This is a genomic window from uncultured Bacteroides sp. (assembly GCF_949298305.1).
Classification (GTDB): Bacteria; Bacteroidota; Bacteroidia; order Bacteroidales; family Bacteroidaceae; genus Bacteroides.
In genome coordinates this window covers 38230-58785 of sequence record NZ_CASFWU010000006.1, presented here as the reverse complement: position 1 = coordinate 58785, position 20556 = coordinate 38230, and the positions used below count along the sequence as shown (strand labels likewise).

At 52.5% G+C, this 20556-nt stretch carries 13 protein-coding genes; 4 read left to right on the top strand and 9 right to left on the bottom strand.

Features of this window, described 5'->3' with window-relative positions:
• The first annotated feature begins 198 nt into the window (after positions 1–198).
• The gene (locus tag Q1Y74_RS01470; protein WP_300811924.1) at positions 199–2502 is read left to right on the top strand and encodes a GH92 family glycosyl hydrolase; all 2304 of its coding nucleotides are present in this window, start codon (positions 199–201) and stop codon (positions 2500–2502) included.
• A gap of 537 nt (positions 2503–3039) precedes the next feature.
• Here Q1Y74_RS01470 and Q1Y74_RS01465 read toward each other — a convergent pair.
• The 9 genes from Q1Y74_RS01465 to Q1Y74_RS01425 form a co-directional block, all read right to left on the bottom strand.
• Positions 3040–3549 (bottom strand): NlpC/P60 family protein, encoded by a 510-nt coding sequence (locus Q1Y74_RS01465; RefSeq protein ID WP_300811923.1) that lies wholly within the window; start codon positions 3547–3549, stop codon positions 3040–3042.
• A complete protein-coding gene (locus tag Q1Y74_RS01460; RefSeq protein WP_300811922.1) occupies positions 3546–4331 on the bottom strand; it encodes an ABC transporter ATP-binding protein in 786 nt (261 codons plus the stop codon). The genes Q1Y74_RS01465 and Q1Y74_RS01460 overlap by 4 nt, the downstream gene beginning before the upstream one ends.
• A gap of 59 nt (positions 4332–4390) precedes the next feature.
• Positions 4391–5887, bottom strand: coding sequence for a DUF5687 family protein (locus Q1Y74_RS01455; protein WP_300811921.1), 1497 nt, complete (start codon positions 5885–5887; stop codon positions 4391–4393).
• Between the two features lie 81 nt (positions 5888–5968).
• Positions 5969–8794, bottom strand: coding sequence for a pitrilysin family protein (locus Q1Y74_RS01450; RefSeq protein WP_300811920.1), 2826 nt, complete (start codon positions 8792–8794; stop codon positions 5969–5971).
• 127 nt (positions 8795–8921) lie between these two features.
• Entirely contained in the window at positions 8922–9725 is an 804-nt protein-coding gene (gene kdsA, locus Q1Y74_RS01445) for a 3-deoxy-8-phosphooctulonate synthase (protein WP_300811919.1), read from the bottom strand.
• A 129-nt stretch (positions 9726–9854) separates the two neighbouring features.
• Complete coding sequence (locus Q1Y74_RS01440; RefSeq protein ID WP_300811918.1) at positions 9855–10781, bottom strand: YegS/Rv2252/BmrU family lipid kinase; 927 nt, start codon at positions 10779–10781, stop codon at positions 9855–9857.
• Positions 10782–10815: 34 nt separating this feature from the next.
• Positions 10816–11724, bottom strand: a complete 909-nt coding sequence (gene miaA / locus Q1Y74_RS01435) for a tRNA (adenosine(37)-N6)-dimethylallyltransferase MiaA (RefSeq protein WP_300811917.1) — start codon at positions 11722–11724, stop codon at positions 10816–10818.
• Between the two features lie 119 nt (positions 11725–11843).
• Entirely contained in the window at positions 11844–12344 is a 501-nt protein-coding gene (locus Q1Y74_RS01430) for an HD domain-containing protein (protein ID WP_300811916.1), read from the bottom strand.
• Between the two features lie 14 nt (positions 12345–12358).
• Complete coding sequence (locus tag Q1Y74_RS01425; RefSeq protein ID WP_300811915.1) at positions 12359–12844, bottom strand: pyridoxamine 5'-phosphate oxidase family protein; 486 nt, start codon at positions 12842–12844, stop codon at positions 12359–12361.
• Between the two features lie 253 nt (positions 12845–13097).
• Here Q1Y74_RS01425 and Q1Y74_RS01420 point away from each other — a divergent pair, with 253 nt between their 5' ends.
• From Q1Y74_RS01420 to Q1Y74_RS01410, 3 genes are all read left to right on the top strand, one after another.
• Positions 13098–15941 (top strand): helix-turn-helix domain-containing protein, encoded by a 2844-nt coding sequence (locus Q1Y74_RS01420; RefSeq protein ID WP_300811914.1) that lies wholly within the window; start codon positions 13098–13100, stop codon positions 15939–15941.
• A gap of 134 nt (positions 15942–16075) precedes the next feature.
• The gene (locus tag Q1Y74_RS01415) at positions 16076–17413 is read left to right on the top strand and encodes a glycoside hydrolase family 43 protein (RefSeq protein WP_300811964.1); all 1338 of its coding nucleotides are present in this window, start codon (positions 16076–16078) and stop codon (positions 17411–17413) included.
• A 231-nt stretch (positions 17414–17644) separates the two neighbouring features.
• Positions 17645–20098, top strand: a complete 2454-nt coding sequence (locus Q1Y74_RS01410; protein ID WP_300811913.1) for a TIM-barrel domain-containing protein — start codon at positions 17645–17647, stop codon at positions 20096–20098.
• The last annotated feature ends 458 nt before the right edge of the window (positions 20099–20556 follow it).

Genomic DNA, 20556 nt, shown 5'->3' with positions numbered 1-20556 from the left:
TTCTTCGGGGCAATATGTTTGTCCTGATAGGACGGGAGAGGGGGCGAACGGTTTGTGCTGCTTCTTCAATTTAAAGCTTGCAAACTTACCAACTTAAAAACTCAAAAACTTAAAAACTCAAGAACTTACCAACTCAAGAACTTACCAACTCAAGAACTTAAAAACTTAAAAACTCAAAAACTCAAACCATACCATACCATGAAACGTATCTTATTGGCTTGCACGCTTTCCGTCCTCAGTCTCTCCACGGCTTTGGCCGACGGAGGGGAAAACGGCAAAACGCCGCTGGACTATGTGAACCCCTTCATCGGGACAACCAATTACGGCACTACCAATCCCGGTGCCGTCTGCCCCAACGGGCTGATGTCTGTGGTGCCTTTCAACGTGATGGGCTCGCCGGACAACAAGTACGACAAGGACAACCGCTGGTGGTCCACTCCTTACGACAACAAGAACTGCTACTTCACCGGATATTCCCACGTCAACCTCAGTGGCGTAGGCTGTCCCGAACTGGGCTCGCTGCTGCTGATGCCGACGGCGGGCAAGCTGTCCGTGGACTTCAAGGAATACGGAAGTCCTTACCGCGACGAGCAGGCCTCGCCGGGCTATTACAGCAACTTCCTGACCCGCTACGGGATAAAGACCGAGGTCACCGCAACCCCGCGGACAGGCCTCTCGCGCTTCACCTTCCCCGAGGGCGAGAGCCACATCCTGCTGAACCTGGGCGAAGGACTGACCAACGAGACGGGAGCCTTCGTGCGGCGGGTGAATGACCGGGAGTTTGAGGGGATGAAGCTGCTGGGTACTTTCTGCTACAACCCGCAGGCTGTCTTTCCCATCTATTTCGTGATGCGCGTCAACAAGCAGCCTGCCGACTGGGGCTACTGGAAGAAGCAGCGCGCCATGTCCGAAGTGAAGGCCCAATGGGATGCGGACAGCGGGAAGTACAAGCTCTATACCCGCTACGGCAAGGAACTGGCGGGTGACGACATCGGTGTCTTTCTTTCTTTCGATACCGCCGAGGGCGAACGGGTGGAAGTGCAGATGGGTGTTTCCTTTGTCAGCATGGAAAACGCGCGCCTGAACCTGGAAGCCGAGCAGAAAGGCAAGACCTTTGCGCAGGTGCTGGACGAAGCCCGCGGACGCTGGAAGGACGACCTGTCGCGCATCCTGGTGGAAGGGGGAACCGAGGAACAGAAGACCATTTTCTATACCGCGCTCTACCACCTGCTGATACATCCCAACCTGTTGCAGGACGTCAACGGCGAATACCCCGCCATGGAGAGCGACCGGATTATGACCACTAAAGGAGACCGCTACACGGTGTTCTCGCTCTGGGATACCTACCGCAACGTACACCAGCTCCTGACACTGGTCTATCCCGAGCGCCAGTTGCAGATGGTGAACTCCATGCTCGGCATGTACAAGGAGTACGGATGGCTGCCCAAGTGGGAACTTTACGGACGCGAGACGCTGACGATGGAGGGCGACCCGGCCGTGCCCGTCATTGTGGACACGTGGCTCAAGGGACTGCGCGACTTTGACGTGGAACTGGCCTACGAAGCCATGTACAAGTCTGCCACCCTGCCGGGTGCGGAGAACGTGCTCCGTCCGGACAACGACGACTACCTGAAGCTGGGTTACGTGCCCTTGCGCGAGAAGTATGACAATTCCGTCTCCCACGCGCTGGAGTATTACGTGGCCGACAACTCCATCTCCCTGCTGGCCGCGGCCCTGGCCAAGGAAGCCTCCGCGCGGGGCGACAAGGACAAGGCGGCCCGGTATCGTGCCGACGCCCGCCTCTTCCGCGACCGCTCGCTGGGCTATAAACACTACTATTGCAAGGAGTTCGGCACGCTGCGTCCCATCCTGCCCGACGGCAGCTTCTATTCGCCTTTCGACCCACGCCAGGGCGAGAACTTCGAGCCGTGTCCCGGCTTCCATGAAGGCAGTTCGTGGAACTACACGTTCTATGTGCCTCACGACGTGAAGGGACTGGCCCGTCTGATGGGCGGCCGGAAGGCTTTTGTCAACAAGTTGCAGTATGTCTTCGACGAGGGCCTTTACGACCCCGCCAACGAACCCGACATCGCCTACGCCCATCTGTTCTCCTACTTCAAGGGTGAGGAGTGGCGTACGCAGAAAGAGGTGAGCCGCCTGCTGGCCAAGCACTTCAAGAACGCCCCTAACGGCATACCGGGCAATGACGACACGGGCACCATGTCCACCTGGGCCATCTTCAACATGCTGGGCTTCTATCCCGACTGTCCGGGCGAGCCGTCCTATACGCTTACCGCTCCGGTGTTTGACCGTGCGGTCATCAAGCTCGACCCCGCGGTGTGGGGGACAGACCAGTTGGTGATTGAGGCGGAGCGTCCGTCGGCCGAAGCCATCTACATCGACCGGATGGAGCTGGGCGGAAAGAAGCTCAACCGCTACCGCATCGGTCACGACGAGCTGGTGAAGGGAGGTACCTTGCGCTTTGTGCTGACGGAGAGATAAGCCATTGCCGGGCCTGGGCAGAGGAGGCGCGTGTGCCGTCCAGCTTTTTTAGCATTCCTCTGTGCGGACTTCAGCCATGCTTTATAACGATTAAAGTGCCACTTTATAGCGACTAAAGCAATACTTTATAACGACTAAAGTAACGCTTTATAGCGACTAAAGTGGCACTTTATAATTGGTAAAGTCCGAATAAAGTGCTTTCTTGTTGTAAACCAAGTGATTGTGCGTCGGCCTCCGTTCCCTTCCCTACGGGTGGCCGATGCGCTTCCTGTTCCCGCAGGGCTTGCGGATGGGGCTGTCTGGAGGGAGGGCTTGTGCCCCGTTGGGTGGATGCTTGCACGGCCCGCGCTCGGTGCTTGCATGGCTTGCGCACGATGCTTGCATGGAGCACGCAGGATGCTTGCATGGCTTAGTCGCTGATTGTCAATGGGGAATAAATGGAGCTGGTTTGTTGTGGGCTTGATGAAGCTGCCCCGTCTGCCTGTTTCTTGCTCCGTTGTTCTTTTCCGCTCAGTTTCCTGCCTTTTTGTCCGTTGCTCAGTATCTTCCTCCCTTTATCCATCGCTCTTCGTAATAGGGTTCGTCCAGGCTGCTGACGATGACTCCCCGGCTGGTGCTGGCGTGGACGAACTTCCCTTCCTTCAGGTAAATGCCAACGTGGCTCACCCGCCGCTTGCGCCGGGTGGTTCCGAAGAAAACCAGGTCGCCTTCACGCAGCTTGCGGCGCGACACCTTGCGGCTTTCTTTCATCTGCTGTTCCGAGCTTCGGGACAGTTCTTTGCCGTACACTTTCCGGTACATCTGCCAGACGAAGCCCGAACAGTCTGTGCCCCGCCGGCTGCTCCCTCCGGCACGGTAGGGCGTGCCTATCCATTGTGCGGCTTCCAGGTAGAGGGCGTGGTTGTCCTTCAGGCCGATGTCTACCCCCAGCCGCACCGAGGCTTGGGCCAGTGCCTGGTAGTCGTATGACGGGGCACTGGTGCGGCAGGAGGACAGGCCGGCCAGCAGGCTTGTGGCCAGCAGAATGAGGAACAGACGGTGTCTCATGGCTTCGGTGTGGCTGGTTCGTTTTCTTCTGCAGTTTCAGAACGGTCGTCGTCGTGCTGTTCTTCGCTGATTTCCTCTTCCACACGGATGTTGAAGTAGGCTTCCAGCTCCTGTTCGGCAGAGTTGTTCTCGTTTTGCAGGTCGCGGATGATGACGCCGTGTTCCAGCAGGGCGATGCGGGGACAGATGTCTACGGTGTGGTTCAGGTTGTGGCTGGAGATGATGACGGTGGCCGCGTGTTCCTCGTTGTAGCGTTTGAGCAGGTGTTTGATGATGGCCTGCGACGAGGGGTCCAGGAAGTTGAACGGCTCGTCCAGTATGAGCAGCTGCGGGTGGTGAAGCATGGCGGAGATGATGCCTATCTTCTGCTTGTTGCCCATGGAGTAGTTGCGGATGAACTTTTTCTGTCCCAGCACCTCGCCGTTCATGAACCGCTCGAAGGGCTTCAGGCGCTCGTCCACCTCTTCCTTTTTCAGTCCGTACATCTTGCCGATGAAGTAGAAGTATTCTTCGGGCGTCAGGTAGTCAATGAGGAACCCGTCGTCGATGAAGGCGCCGGTAAAGTTCTTCCAGTCCTCGCTCTTGGAGACGTCGGTGCCGTTGATGCTGACGGTGCCGCGGTCGGCTTGCAGCAGGTCCAGTATCAGGCGGAAGAGGGTGGTCTTGCCCGCTCCGTTGTTGCCCACCAGTCCCAGCATTTCGCCCGGGGCGATGGTATAGTTCTCTATGTCTACGGCTTTCTTGGTGCCGAAGTTCTTTTGCAGTTGGGTTATCTCTATCATAAGTGGATAAGGGTTAGTGGTAAATGGTTGGTGGTGAATAGATATGTTGAATGACAGCCTTAGTGTTGCCGGCTGTCGCGGAATCCCTCCATGTTTTTGTACCTGCGTCGCATGAAGCGGTGGTAGATGTTCTTCAGCCAGAAGCGGGAGGTGAGGATGAAGCCCGCTCCGATGACTGTCAGCACGATGTTTGTACCCGTTTCGCCCATCAGGACTGTGAGGAGGAGGTTCAGCATCAGGGGCAGACCGAAGGCGGCGAAGGTAATGAGGTTCTGCAGGCCCGTTCCCATGTTCTGGCGGTTGGTCAGCTTGGTGTTCAGGTCGATGGTGCGGTTGTTGTAGACAGCCAGCTGGAACAGGCAGAAGTAGACGGCTCCGGCGGTGAAGATGCCCCAGGCCAGACAACTCAGGACGGTCAGCTTGCCCATCACCATGGCGGGTATCATCAATAGGAATGGGAGCAGTATAGCCAGGCTATAAAGGATGTACTTGGCACGGAGCAGGGCATAGATGGACTCCTTGCGGCTCATCAGGCCGTCGATGTAGTTGCCCTCGTAGCCCATGATGTTGCTGATGAACAGGGTGCCGAAGATGACGTAGTTGTACACCATGATGAAGTTTTTCATGCCCGTGGAGTCGTAGATGTCGGTGAAACCGAGCAGACCGCTGAACGCAAGGACGACGATGATGATGGAACGCAGCGAGGCCTTGCATATCTTGTTGCGGAGCAGCAGCTTCAGTTCCAGACGCATGTATTCGCCAATCTCGCCGTAGCGGTCCAGGAAACGGTATTCGGAAACGTTGCGCACCTTTACGGTGGTGTCTTCCACCTTGTTCAGTTCGCTGTAGACAAGCCCCTGCATCACCTTGCGGTTGACGAGCCAAAGGAGGGCAATGGCCACAATCAGGCCAAGAAAGTAGAGCGGATTGCCTGTGACGAATCCTTCTCCAAATGTGACGGACCAGTCGAAGAGCGGGCTTTCATCGGGGATGAACAGGGCGCAGCCTATGCCGGCATAGAACACGATGGGCAGGAATACCCACCAGATGCGTTCGTTCATCAGCGTACGGCAGAGCAGGAACCAGTAGTTGTTCAGCACCATCAGCAGCCAGATGCCCGCGCAGTAGGTCAGCACGCCGGCTGCACCGTAGTAGCGCGATACGTTGATGACGGCCAAAGGCACGAAAAAAAACAACCAGATGAAGTTGAAGCCTGCCAGCCCCGAACGAAGCAGCAGGAAGTCTATCAGACGGCTGCGTCTGACCGGCAACAGCAGATAGGGCTTGATTTCCTGTGTGGGAGTCTTTTGGAAAGGGAATCTCATGAGGAAGTCGAGTGCCAGGATGATGATGAGTACACCGTTGATGATTTGGTAGGGTTCGCGTGACTCTTCGTCCAATGCAAAAGCAAAGGTGGTGCCGAAGAAAATGAGATAGCCGGCCCAGAATACGGCCATGAAGTACATCCAGAACTTTCCGAATTTGTTCTTTTCGTACATCGGGTGGCGCTTGGCGGCCAGTTTGCCGTGGCGGCGGAGTTCTAAGAATAAGTTCATAGGGAGAAGAAGTGTGGAAATAGGACGAGCTACAAGCCGCACTTGTAGCTTGTAGCCCGTAGCTCGTCACTAAATGTCATATTATTGTTCTTTTGCTTCCGAAATCATGGAGACTTCCACTTCGTTGTTCTGACCCAGGAGGTCGGCCGCAAACTTCTGGATGTCCTTGGGCGTGATGGCGTTCACAGTCTTTTCGTAGTCCTGAACGGGGTTCATGCCCGTATAGAGCAGTTCGTCGATGCTGTTCAGCCAGTAGCCGTTTTCCTTCAGGTCTTCAGCGTGCTTCTTCAGCATGAATTCCTTCACCTTGTTCACGTCTTCCTCTTTGGGACCGTTCTTTACGAGGTTGTCCAGTTCGTCGAAGATAATCTTCATCAGCTTCTCGCGTTTCTCGGGTGCAGTCTCAAAGAATATCTGGATGCCGGCCTTGGGCTGCGGATACTTGTTCAGGTTGCCGCTTGCCGATACGCCGTAGGTTCCGCCTTCGTCCTCACGTACCTTTTCGGTGTAGATAAGGTCGAGTACCTGGCCCAGCATGCTCATCAGAAGGGTGTTCTTCAGGTTGTATTCACAGGTGCCGGTGTAGCATACGAAGTTGGTTGCCTTGGGCGTTTCCTGCTGGCGTTTGAAGATGTTCTTGTATTCGCCTTGGCGGTATTCAATCTTGTTGTCCTTGAAGGTCTCCTTGCGGTTGATGGAAGGCAGGGCGCCCAGATAAGTTTCGATAAGCGGTTTCATGCTGTCCAGGTCCACGTTGCCCACGAGAATGAACGTAAAGTCGCTGGCATCCTTGAAACGGTCGTTGTACATGGACAGAATCTTGTCGTAGTCCATCTGGTCTACCATGTCGGCTTTCAGACGCTGCGTACGCGGGTGTCCCATGTTCAGGGCATAGGTCACACTGTCCATGAAGGCCACCATCGGTTCCATTTCCTGGTTCTTCAAAGCTGCCTTGTTGCGGTTCTTGTAGGAAGCAAAGGCATCGTTGTCGCGGCGCGGTGCGGTGAAGGTCAGGTAAGTGAGCTGCATCATGGTCTCAAAGTCCTTGGGCGAGCAACTGCCGTTCACGGCTTCGGTCTTGTCGCCGATGCCGTATCTGACGGAGGCTTTCTTGCCGGCCAGCACTTTCTCCAGGTCTGTTGCGCTGAAGTTGCCCAGACCGCCTACCGATACGGCGTCCAGTCCGTTGATGTTGATGATTTCCGAGTTGGGGAAGAGGGAGCTTCCGCCCAGGCTTACACCCTTCATCAAGATTTGGTCGGCCTTGAAGTCGGTCTTTTTGATGATGACCTTCACGCCGTTCGAGAGGGTCAGTTGCGTGGTGCCCATGACGGGATCAGTGCTCTCCGATACAATCTTGCCGCCCTTCGGCGCTTCTTTCATCAGAGGTTCGTCAGAAACCTTGTCCACGTAGGCTTCCAGCTTTTCGGCCTTTACGTCGGCCATCATTTTCTTTACGGCAGCTTCATCCGGCAATACCAGTTCTTTCTTTTCGGGTGCCATCATGACCACCATCTTGTTGTCTTCCTTCACCAGTTCCTTCATCAGCATGTTCAGAGCTTCTACGGGGATGGCGGGAGCCAGCTGGTTGTACAGTTGGTATTCGTTTTCAACGCCGGGAATGGGCTCGTTGTCCAGGAAATGGCGTACATATTCGTTGACGTACTGCTCGTTGCGGCGTTTGTCACGTTCCTGGTAGGCCGATTCAATCTGGCGGAGGAACTCGGCGCGGGCACGTACATATTCGCTCTCGGTGAAACCGAACTGGCGTGCACGCTCTATTTCGCGGAATACGGCTTTGAAACCTTCTTCAATGTTGTCTTCCTTGCAGACGGCTATGCCGGTAAAGGCTCCTTTGGTCTTGGTGATGCCCAGAATGCTGGCGTCATAGGCACCGCTGGCAATGAAAGGCGGGTTGGCTGTCTGCGTCAGTTCGTTCAGACGGGCGTTCAGCATGGTGCCGATGAGGCTCTTGGCGTAAACCTCTACCAAATAGGGAATGCTGCCTTTCTGGTCGTCGGGAGTCACGTCGTGCGTGCTCATGATGTAGGCTTGTACGTATGGCATTTCCTTGTCGCGTCCGATGTAGATGAGAGGTTCCTTATTGTCAGCTATGGGATAGTATTCGCGTTTGGCGGCATCGGGCTGTGCGGGTATGTCGGCAAACATGGTCTTGATTTTGGCTTCTACTGCATCCACGTCAATATCACCCACAATGACCAGTCCCTGCAAGTCGGGGCGGTACCACTTTTCGTAATAGTCGCGCAGCGTCTGGTAAGGGAAGTTCATCACTACGTCCATGGTTCCGATGGGGAAGCAGGTAGCGTATTTCGTACCTTTGAACAGAACGGGCAATGCCTTTTCCAGCATACGCTGGCCTGCGCTCATGCGGGTACGCCATTCTTCGTTGATGACACCGCGTTCCTTGTCAATCTCTTTGGGGTCGAGGGTCAGGTCGTTGCTCCAGTCGTGCAGGATGAGCAGGCAGGAGTCAATGGCACCCGGAGTGGTGACAGGTACGTTGGAGATGTTGTACACCGTTTCCTCGATGGAGGTGTAAGCATTCAGGTTTTCACCGAACTTCACGCCGATACGTTCCAGGTATTGTTTCAAGGCATCGCCGGGGAAGTGGGTGGTGCCGTTGAAGCACATGTGTTCCAGAAAGTGGGCCAATCCCAACTGGTTCTGTTCTTCTTGTATGGAGCCTACTTTCTGTGCAATGTAGAAATCTGCACGGTTTTCGGGCAGGTTGTTTTTACGGATGTAATAAGTTAAACCATTGTCCAGCTTGCCAATCCGAACATCCGGATCTACCGGAATCGGTGGCATTTGCTGGGCAAACATGCTTCCCATGCTTGCGCAGATGAATACTGCGGCAAAGAGAATTGTTTTGAAAAAGTGTTTCATAAAGTTTGTTTTTATTGGTTTTTGGTTAATCTGTCGTAGAATGGGGGTATAAATCACAGGGCGGCAGCATTTTTTTAGCGATATATCAGTGGATATTGTTCAATCGCTATTTACCATGTGCGTAGTCCTATTGAATGGCTGCCTGTCGGATACGTACCAGCCGGGTGAGCAGTCCTTCCAGCAGGTCCAGACGCAGCATGTTGGCGCCGTCACTCTTGGCTACGGCCGGGTTCTCGTGGGTTTCGATAAAAAGTCCGTCCACTCCTACGGCAACGCCTGCCCGTGCAATGGTTTCTATCAGTTGGGGCATGCCGCCCGTTACTCCATTGGTTTGGTTGGGCTGCTGCAGTGAATGTGTGGCATCCAGAATGACCGGATAGCCAAATTCCTGCATTTCGGGTATACCGCGGAAGTCTACTACCAGGTCCTGATAACCGAAGGTTGTACCCCGCTCGGTCAGCATCACGTGGGCGTTTCCTGCTTCCACCACCTTCTCGGCAGCAAAACGCATGGCAAGCGGTGAGAGAAACTGACCTTTCTTGATGTTGATGGTCTTGCCCGTTTTGGCGGCAGCTACCAGTAAATCTGTCTGCCGGCAGAGGAAGGCGGGAATCTGCAATATGTCAACAAATTCGGCTGCCATGGCTGCCTCTTCGGCGCTGTGAATGTCTGTTACGGTGGGTACGCCGAAGGTATCGCGAACCTTCTTCAGTATGCGGAGTGCCTTTTCGTCGCCTATTCCCATGAACGAGTCCAGTCGCGAGCGGTTGGCTTTGCGGTAAGACCCCTTAAATACATAAGGTATTTTCAGCTTGTCTGTAATGGCAACAATCTTTTCTGCTATGCGCATGGCCATCTCTTCTCCCTCGATGACGCAAGGGCCTGCCAGCAGGAAGAAATTGCCGGCGGGGTTGTTCTTCAATTCAATCATTTTAATAGCGGTTAGTGGTTAGCGGATAGTGGTTAGCGGATAGTGGTTAGCGGATAGTGGTTAGTGGTTAGCGGTCAGGGGTTAGTGGTTAATGAACCGCCAACTCTTAACTTTTATATCTCAACTCCATCAGTCTGGTATAATCAGCGTGATGGCTTCGTGCATGATGCCTATTTCCAGCGGAAAATGACGGTCCAAGATGCGGCCGTCCAGGTCGACGGAAGCATTTTGTGCCCTCAAAACCTTGACGTGTTGGGTACGGTAGGGTTTCACCACCTTGTGGTTCAGAATGCGTCCTTGTATCAGCATCCACAAGCCCGACCAAAGCTGCAATAGTTCAGGCCGGTAGATGACAGACACGTCCAGCCAGCCGTTGTAGGGTACGGCGCTGGGAGCCTGCCCGTAGCCCCATGCACTGCCAATGCAGACGGTCATGATGCGGCCGCGTATGTGCTCGTCGTTGATTCTGAGGTGCATACGGTAGAGCTTCCGCTCGAAGATGATGGAAATTAGTGCCATGAAGTAGGAGAGGAACTTCACTCCCCAGAAGCGTTTGCACTGGTCGGTGATTTTCACGATGCGCGCTCCCAGTCCGATGTTGATGGCGTTCAGAAAGTAGCGCGAGCGATGGGTCTTTCCGTCATAGTAGTAGCAGGTGCCCACGTCAATTTTGCGGCGGCGGTTGTTGATGATGCAGTCCACCGCTTCTTTATATTCCGAACTGATTTCCCAGTATTTTGCGAAGTCATTGCCGATGCCGTTGGGGATGATACCGATGGCAATGTTTTCTTTGTCTTCCGCATGGGAGAGCATGATGCCGTTGATGGCGTCGTTCAGTGCGCCGTCGCCGCCCACTACCACAATGGTGCGGTAGCCGTTGTTGGCCAGGATGCCAGCCAGACGTTCCACCGATCCGAATCCTTCGGACTGTACGTAGTCGTAGGACACGCCTTTGCTGTCCATATACTCCTTGATTTCTTTCCACCGTTTCTGCACTTTGCGGGTTCCGGCTTTGGGGTTGTATATCACTCCCCACTTTTCGGGTGCTACACTCATGGGTCTTATAGGCAAATTATGCTGTTGCTGTTCGTTAATTTAAAAGTTGTTGTTGGACAAATGCAATCTTTTCTTCCATTGGCAGACGGGCATCTATCCAGTGGATGGTGAATCCGCGCCGCTCCATGCCCCTGAACCACGTCATCTGCCGCTTGGCAAACTGGTGGATGGCCGTTTCCAGCCCTTTGAACATCTCGTCGTAGGTCAGTTCCCCCACGGCGTAGAGTGTCAGGTATTTGTACTCCAGCCCGTAGTAGATGAGGTCTTCGGGCGGAATGCCCCGCTCCAGCAGGCCGCGCACCTCGTCCACCATGCCTTCGTCCAGCCGTTGCTTCAGGCGGCGGGTTATCTTCTCGCGGCGCAGTCCGCGGTCAATGTCCACCCCGATGATGAGGCTGTTCAGTTGGGGGTCGTCTACAGGTGTATGGAGGTAATATTCTTCTATTTCAATGGCACGGATGGCACGTTTGGCTGTATCTACGTCAGTCGTATTGTGCAGTTCCTTGTACGTTTTCAGTATTTCAGTCAGCTCTTCCAATGGCTTGCTCGCCAGACGGTTTCGTAATTCGGCGTTTTCGGGAACGGGCAGCAGGCGATAGCCTTTCAGTACCGATTCCAGATACATGCCCGTACCTCCGCACACAATCGGACACATGCCACGTCGGCGGATGTCTTCGTAAGCCTCCAGAAAGTCGCGCTGATATTCAAAAACATTGTATTTGTAGCCAGGTTCGGCAATGTCAATCAGGTGGTAGGGAATGGCATGCCCCCTTACAGTATAGTCGGCCAAGTCTTTCCCCGTGCCTATATCCATCCCCTTGTAGACCTGCCGGGAGTCGGCACTGATGATTTCCGTGCCCAATTCAGCCGCCAGTGCTGCTGCGAAGGGGGTCTTGCCGGAGGCTGTCGGTCCTAAGATAGCGATTATATCATAGTGTGGCATACGCGTTACAATTTACGGTCGGACAAACTTACGGAATTTCTATGGAATATGCCAATGAATCCCCTCTATTTCCTCTGGTCTGGAAAATATATTTCTCGAACGGGAGAAGCATTGTCACATTAGGACAGGTTCCATGTCTTTTCCAAAAGAAAGATGCCGCTTGGAGTCTTGAATATGTTTTTCCGAATCCGTTTGACGGCTTCGGTCGAGAGGTTGTCTTCGTAGCTGTTTACCAGAAAGTCTGCTTCCACAAGAATCTGGTAATCCACGGCGTTGATGTCTTTGTAAGTATGGTGATGAGCCACCAGCCAGCATACGCGCTCAATTTGTTCCGAGGTGTAGCATCCCAGTTCTGACAACAACTTCCTGGCTTCGGGGCCGCCTTCCTTTTCCTGTAGCTTTCCGTCGCATGAACCGTATTTCTGTTCGCAGATACGGATTCCAATGTCATGTACAAGGGCGGCAGTCTCCAAAATGAATAAGGTCTCTTCATCCAGTTGCTCCAATACGCCTATGGCCGATGCCAGGCTGTGTACTTTAATCAGGTGCTGGATGCGTTTGGGGTCGCCTGCATTATAGGCAGTCATGGCTTGAATCAGTTGGGCATGCTGAGGGTTCATATTGAAAATGTTTGTTAGTTGACTTTTTTCTGTTTGCCGCTGAATTCTTTCAGGTCCAGACAGATGATTTCTGTCCGATGGAAGGACTTCTCGGCATATTTCAGGCCTATGACCAGGTCATTGGGCGAGTACTTTTCCAGCAAAAGTCTCAAAGCATTCATCCTTTCTTCGGCAGACAGCCCGGTTCGGGCTTGACATTTGATGACAACGCTTTCGTAACCGGTGGTAAACTTGTGTGGTACCACGTTGGTTCGTCCTACCACACAGAATGAAACTTCGGCCTGCTGCCCGATACATTGCAACTTCCTGCCTGTCGGAGCACAATGCAGGTAAATGTGGTCGTTCCCGTCCCATACATAATTAATAGGGATGCCGTAGGGGGCGCCTTCGGGGTCGGTCATGGACAGCACACCGTACTCTCCGTGCTTTAGCAAGATTCTTGCATCGCTTTCGTCGAGTAACCGGTCTTGTCTTCTTACTGCTGAGTTGTCGTAAATCATAGGTTCATGGATTGATTATTTTCCGTGACAAATTTAGCCAATATTTGGATTTTATTTGATACTTGGCAGGTAATAACTCTTGTTTGTTTGACGAACTTAAAATATTGCTATCTTTGCATGGCAAAAATGAAGACTACATACACTGATATAACCGATGGACATGGGGCATACAGACATTATAGAAAGGTATGAAAGCCGAATCTGTTATGCGGCACAGACATTCGTGTGCTTGCTGTGCCTGTTTGCGTCCGTTATGCCATCCTTTCCCGTAGAACATTACGTGTTCACTCCCGTTGATGCCACACAAGGGTTGTCCAGCAGCAAGGTGAGAAACATTGTCCAACTTCCTGACGGGCGGATGATGGTGATGACGGAAGGGCAACTGAACCTGTACGACGGAACCCGATTCAGCTATCTTCATTACGATGACCGCCATTTTTGCCCTCTTTCCGAATATTCGGGTTTCCACCATATATATATAGACGCAAAGGGGTATATGTGGATTAAAAATCAGTATTGGCTGATGGCGGTCGACATCGGGCGTGAGCGGTTTGTGGAGCATCCCGAAACGTTACTGGGGCAATGGGGCGTGCATATTCCTTTGAAAGACATGTTTGTAGACAAAAAACAGAACTTGTGGCTGGTGACCGAACAGGACGATTTGTTGCTCATCGGCAGTGATGCGGCTGAAGCAGTCACTTTTCTACACGGTGTCTCCCGCGGAAATGACCAACTTTACGATTTGGGCGTGCTGGACGGAAAGCTTTATTTGTTTTACCGTTCGGGGCTGTTGGTTTGTTACGATTTAGCTTCGGGGCATGAACTCTATCAGCAGAATTATCCGGATGGACTTTCTCCTGACCTGTATGGCATGACTTCGTTTGTTGTGCAGGGTGAACATACCTATTATCAATTGTGTAATGGAAGAAAAGGAGGGGTGATGCTGAATTACGACGTCGCTCAGAAACAGTGGAAGGTGGTGATGAGTACGACATCCCATTTCAATTATCTTTCCATGGACCGTGACGACAGCGTGTGGGTGAGCGGACCCGAAGGCTTGTATCACATGGATGCCAATTGGAAACAGAAACAGCACATTCCGACCTTGCAATTGCTGGACGGACAGAAGATAGATGTTGAAGTCAGTACGCTCTACAACGACTCCCAGGGGGGCATGTGGGTAGGAACGCTGAATCGGGGCATTCTTTATTATCATCCGGACCGGTTCCGGTTCAGGCATATCGGTAGAATCTTGTTTCCGCTGACTGAAAGCCAGAGCATACACATCACCGGCTTTGCCGAAGCCAATGACGGAAGCCTGATGGTGAATACAGACCATGGCTGTTTCCTGTACGATGAGGTTACGGGTGACTTGACTCCTACTCGTCAGGCATTTCCGTCAGTCCGGACCATGAAAGTGCCGGGATTGGAAGCCGTACCGTTGCAAGTGATTGAAATGGGGAAGGATACGCTGGCGGGCATTACGCGTCATGCCTGGTTTATCCACGACAAACGAAGTGGAAAAACAGACGTACATTCTACCTGCCATTCCTGCAACGCCATTGCTGCCAGCCGGGGGCAACTGTGGATTGGTCTGGAAGACGGCTTGTTACAGTGGAATGCCTCTACTGGCGAGGAGCAGATGTTCTATACCGCTGATGGGCTGATAAACAACTCGGTTCGCTCACTCATTTGCGCGTCCGATGGCAGTGTCTGGATTTCCACAGCCAGTGGAATCAGTCGTCTCATTGTGCATACGGAAGAGACTGGGCAGCGTTATTCGTTTGTAAATTACAATCGTTTTGACGGAGTGATAACGGACGAGTTCTGCGAACGCTCGGTCTGCATGACTTCCGACGGTACGTTATATTGGGGGGGGATCAATGGCTTCAATTGTCTGTCTCCTTTGTCGGATGCTGCTGAGCAAGTACGTTATACCCCTCTTTTTGTCGGATTCAGCCTTTTTGGAGAACAAGTGCAAAGCGGGCAGCCCTATCACGGGAATGTGATATTGGAACGTCCCATTACCATGACCCGTGAGATTGTATTGGAACACGATCAGAATTTCTTTACTATTGAATTCTCAGCTCTGAACTATGTCAATCCTACCCAGACATATTACCGCTATCGCATGGAGGGAATGGACAGAACGGAGCGGGAAATCCGTTCTGCTGATGGCAGAGGCAATGCAACCTATACCGACCTGCCGCCGGGCAACTATATTTTCAGAGTGCGTGCAGCGGACAATGGCCGTAGCTGGACAGACCGCTATGCTGAGCTTCACATACGGGTGAAAGCTCCATTCTGGCAGACCGGTTATGCCTATCTGCTCTATGCCTTGTTGGCAGCCGGCTGCGTAGGCCTTTCTTTGTTCTTGTATGTCAGGAGAAAAAAGCGCAATTTGGTTCGTGAACAGAAAGAGAAACTTGACGAGATGAAGGCCACCTTCTTGCAAAATATCAACCGCGAACTTGAGGAACCGGTGGAGCGTATTTTGACCCCGATAGACAATTTGTTGAAGCATACGGACGAAGGTCGTGTCAGGATTCAGCTTCAGGAGATACGTTCGCAGGCTGCTGAGTTGAAGGATTTGGTCGGACAATTTTCGGAGGGAGTATTGTTGCCCTTGTCTTCTGATGAGAATACGCTGGAATTGGATTCTCTGCTTGTCAGTATGCGGAATCTGTTGTCACAGCAGGAAAAACGCAGGAAGGAACAGTCGGACAAAATCCGTGTGAACAATGCTGAAGAGGGATGGCTGTCGGATGCCGACGAGGCTTTCATCCGCAAAGCGCTGGAATATGTGGAGCAGAATCTCGACAATCCGGAGTACTCGGTGGAAGTCTTGAGCAGAGATATGGGGATGGACCGCACCGGGCTTTATCGGAAGTTGGTGGCCGTGGTGGGCAAAACGCCTACCAACTTCATCCGTTCCATCCGTCTGAAGCGGGCGGCACAGTTGTTGGAAGAAGGATATACGGTAGCCGAGGTGGCGGACAGCGTCGGCTTCAGCACATCGAGCTACCTCAGCAAATGTTTTCAGGAAGAGTACGGAATGCGGCCTTCGCAATACGTCTCTCAGCGGAAAAAGCGATGAAAAGGGCACTTTTTCAACGAAAGTGCTGTTTCCTGCAACATTTTTAGCCTGTTCTCAGGTACCTCTGACCTATTTTTGCAACACCATTTAAAAGACGCGATATTATGAAAAATGTAAAATTAAGAATGGCCGGCATGTTGCTTCTGGTGTCCGGCGGGTTGTCTGCACAGAACACGGGCAGTGCACAACCGGAACTGAACATGCCCGTCATACAGACCAAGTACACGGCCGATCCGGCTCCTTTCGTGTTCAACGATACAGTTTACCTTTATACTACACACGACGAGGATAATGCCGAGGGCTTCTTGATGAAGGATTGGCTACTCTATACCTCTACAGATATGGTGAACTGGCAGGACAGGGGAGCCGTGGCTTCACTGAAAGATTTCAAATGGTATAAGGGCGACAACGGAGCGTGGGCCGAATGTGTGGTGGAACGTAACGGTAAATGGTACATGTACTGTCCCATTCACGGACACGGCATCGGCGTGCTGGTAGCAGACTCTCCTTACGGCCCCTTCAAAGATCCGATAGGCAAGCCGCTGGTGTGGCAGAAGGAACATTGGGACGACATAGACCCTTCGGTGTTCATTGACGACGATGGTCAGGCATATATGTATTGGGGTAATCCGAACCTTTACTACGTGAAGCTTAATGAAGACATGATTTCCTATTCGGGCGAGATTGTAAAGACTCCGCATATTGAAGACTACCAGGAAGGACCGTGGTTCTATAAACGCAACGGTCACTACTATCTGGCCTTTGCTTCAACCTGCTGTCCTGAAGGCATCGGTTATGCCATGAGCGACAGCCCCACCGGCCCCTGGGTACACAAGGGACACATCATGGACCATACACCCCGTACACGTGGCAATCATCCGGGTATCATCGACTACAAAGGCAAGTCCTATTGCTTTGGGTTGAACTATGACATTTTCCGTCTCGAAACCAGCCGTCATGCCGAACGCCGTTCGGTATCCATTGCCGAGATGGAATACAATGCCGACGGAACCATCAAGGAACTTCCTTATTTTCAGGATTGCAAGCTGGAGCAGATTGAAAATTTCAATCCTTACCGCAAGGTAGAAGCCGAAACCATGGCGTGGGGGTATGGCCTGAAGACCACTCCTAAAAACGAGTGGGCAAAGGACCGTTGGAACCAACTGGTTACGGACATTGACGACGGTGAATATCTAATGGTGAAAGGAGTGGATTTCGGCAAAGGCGCCTCTTCGTTCAAGGTTTCAGCTTCCTGCCATCTTTATGGCGGCACTATGGAAATCCGTCTGGATTCTGCCGAAGGAACCTGCATCGGCACCGTCGCTATTGGCAACACCAAAAGCGCTCTTCAGGAGTTTGAGACAGCCGTACAGAAGGTCGGTGGCGTTCACGACCTTTACTTTGTGTTCAAAGGCGGCAAGCGTCAGCAACGCAACCTGTTCATGCTGGATTGGTGGGAATTCAAAAAGTGACAGCAAATCCGTATATCCTATTAAATAACTTATGTTTTGGATTTAATATTTCTCTGGTAGTTAAGTGGTTAAGAAGTTAAGGAGTTAAGCCGATACATTGTGAGCTGTTTGTTTTTCTATTGGCCTTTAACTCCTAAGCCCGCCCAAGACGGGCGATAACTCCTTCTAACTCCTCTAACTCCTGCAAGTTTCGGTAAAAACGAAACTTAAATTAAATAATCGACAGTGAAGATGAAGAAAAGTATTGCATTTGTAGCGTGCTGTCTGCTTTCGGCTTTAGTCTGGGCGCAGGACTACCAGCAGACGGCAACGGGCATCAAGGCAACCATTGCCGGCAAAAAGACCGATGTGGAGGTGCAATGGTACGGCCCGAACAGCCTCCGAGTATTGAAAACACCGCAAGGCAAGGCTATAGAGAAAAAGAGCCTGTCTGTTGTGGCAGCTCCTCAGAATCCCGGCATCAAAGTGAGCGAACAGGGAGAGGGCGAAGTAGTGATGAAAAGCCGCTCGCTGACCGTAACGCTCAATACCCGTACGGGAGTCATCTCTTACGCCAAGGCCGACGGCACTCCGTTGCTGAAGGAACAGGAGAACAACAAGGCTTTTACGCCGTTCAATGATGCCGGAAGGGCTACTTACACCGTCTATCAGGGCTTTGATGTAGACAAGAACGAGGGACTTTACGGACTTGGACAGCTGCAGAACGGCCAGATGATGCAGCGCAACATGAGCAAGGTGCTGGTACAGGGCAACGTGGAAGACGTGTCGCCCATCTTCCAGTCGACCAAGGGCTATGGCGTATTCTGGGACAACTATTCTGCTACCACTTATACAGATAACGAGAAGGAGACTTCCTTCAGCTCTGAGGTGGGCGACTGCATCGACTACTACTTCATGTACGGCGGTTCGGCCGACGGTGTCATTGCCGAGGTTCGTGCGTTGACAGGCGAAGTGCCCATGATGCCGTTGTGGAGCTACGGATTCATGCAGAGCAAGGAACGTTACAAGAGCCAGGAAGAAACCGAAGGTGTCGTGAAGAAGTATCGCGAACTGGGCATTCCTTTGGACTGCATCATTCAGGACTGGCAGTATTGGGGGCACAACTACCTGTGGAACGCCATGGACTTCCAGAACCCCACTTTCAGCCGTCCGAAGGAGATGATTGACAACATTCATGCCATGAATGCCCACATGATGATTTCCATCTGGTCCTCGTTCGGTCCGGCCACGAAGCCCTACCGCGCTTTAGACAAGGAAGGTCTGCTTTTCGACATCGAAACCTGGCCGCAGTCGGGTGTGGAAGGCTGGCCGCCCAACATGGAATATCCTTCCGGTGTGCGTGTGTACGACTGCTACAGCCCCAAGGCACGCGACATCTATTGGGAATATTTGAACAAAGGAATCTTCCAACTGGGTATGGACGGCTGGTGGATGGATTCTACCGAACCCGACCACTTCAATCACAGACCGGAAGACTTTGACCGTCAGACGGCTTTGGGCTCCTATCGTAGCGTGCGCAATGCCTTTCCCCTCATGACGGTGGGCGGCGTCTATGACCACCAGCGTGCCGAAACCAGTGACAAGCGCGTCATCATTCTGACCCGTTCGGGCTTCCTGGGACAGCAGCGCTATGCTTCCAACGTATGGTCGGGCGATGTGCAGTCGTCTTGGGACTCGTTCCGCAAGCAGGTGACGGCCGGACTGAACTATTCTCTTACCGGCATGCCTCACTGGAACTCAGACCTGGGCGGTTTCTTTGCCGGTTCCTATAACAAGAGTTGGGCGGACAACAGCGCTACCAAGAACCCGATGTATCAGGAACTTTATGTACGCTGGCTTCAGTTCGGTACATTCTGCCCCATGATGCGCAGCCACGGAACCGATGTACCCCGCGAATTCTACTGGTATGGCAAGCCGGGTGAACCTGTCTACGACGCGCTTGTCGATGCCGTTAAGTTGCGTTACGCGCTGATTCCTTATATTTATTCCACTTCGTGGGATGTATCTCACAATCAGTCTACCTTCATGCGTGCACTGTTTATGGATTTTGTGGACGACAAGCAGGCTTGGGACGTGACGGATGAATACATGTTCGGTAAAGCCTTCCTGGTGGCTCCTGTCGTGCGTGCCCAATATACGCCCGAACTGGCGCAGAAGAACCTGAAGGAGAACGAAGGGTGGGGAAGCGACAGCAAGACCACTGCCGGCGGAGCCGTTTCTGCTGACTTTACTCAAGGTAAGACGATGGAAGTTTACCTGCCTGCCGGAACCAGCTGGTACAACTATTGGACCAACGAGGTGCTGGACGGCGGACAGAGAACGACCGTGGCCACAACCTTCAACCGCATTCCGCTCTTTGTGCGTGCCGGCAGCGTAGTGCCTGTGGGTCCCGATGTACAATATACTACCGAGAAAGCCTGGGATAACCTGACCGTATGCGTTTATCCCGGTGCGGACGGTAGCTTCACGCTCTATGAAGACGAGTTCGACAACTACAACTACGAGAAGGGTGCCTATACGGAAATTCCGATGACGTGGAACAACGCCAAGCGTACACTCACCATCGGTGCCCGCAAGGGAGCCTATGAAGGTATGTTGCAGACGCGTCAGTTCACGGTGAAGACTGTCGACGGAAAAGAAAAGGTAGTGACATATAAAGGTAAGAAGATTCAGGTAAAGCTCTAGGCGCGGAACAAAAAGATATGCCCGTCTTGCGCGGGCTGTCTGTCCGGTAGGGTTCTGCTTGGAGAAAATAATGTGGCTGGAAAGAGCTTTGAAAAAAGCTTTTTCCAGCACACCTTTTGTATGCCTAAGTTCATTTCTTAACTAACGCAGTGCAAGCATTCACCGCAGACGGTGCAAGCATTCACCGCGGACGATGCAGGCATTCACCGCGGACGATGCAAGCATTTAATATACGGGGTGACGGAAGCGTTCGCTGCCCTTGATTTGATTATTCTCTTTTATGTATGTTTGGCAGGTTGTTTAAAAAAATAACTGATGTGGCCAAGCCGATGCCTTTGTGAAAAGGACATCTGGCATCCATCGTTTTGTCGTCTTTTCTCATGTACCCGTCCCGATGGGCGATTTTTTTTTCGCAGTTTCCGTAAGTTCCGTCTCGTGTTTACATCTTCGGGCTGGGC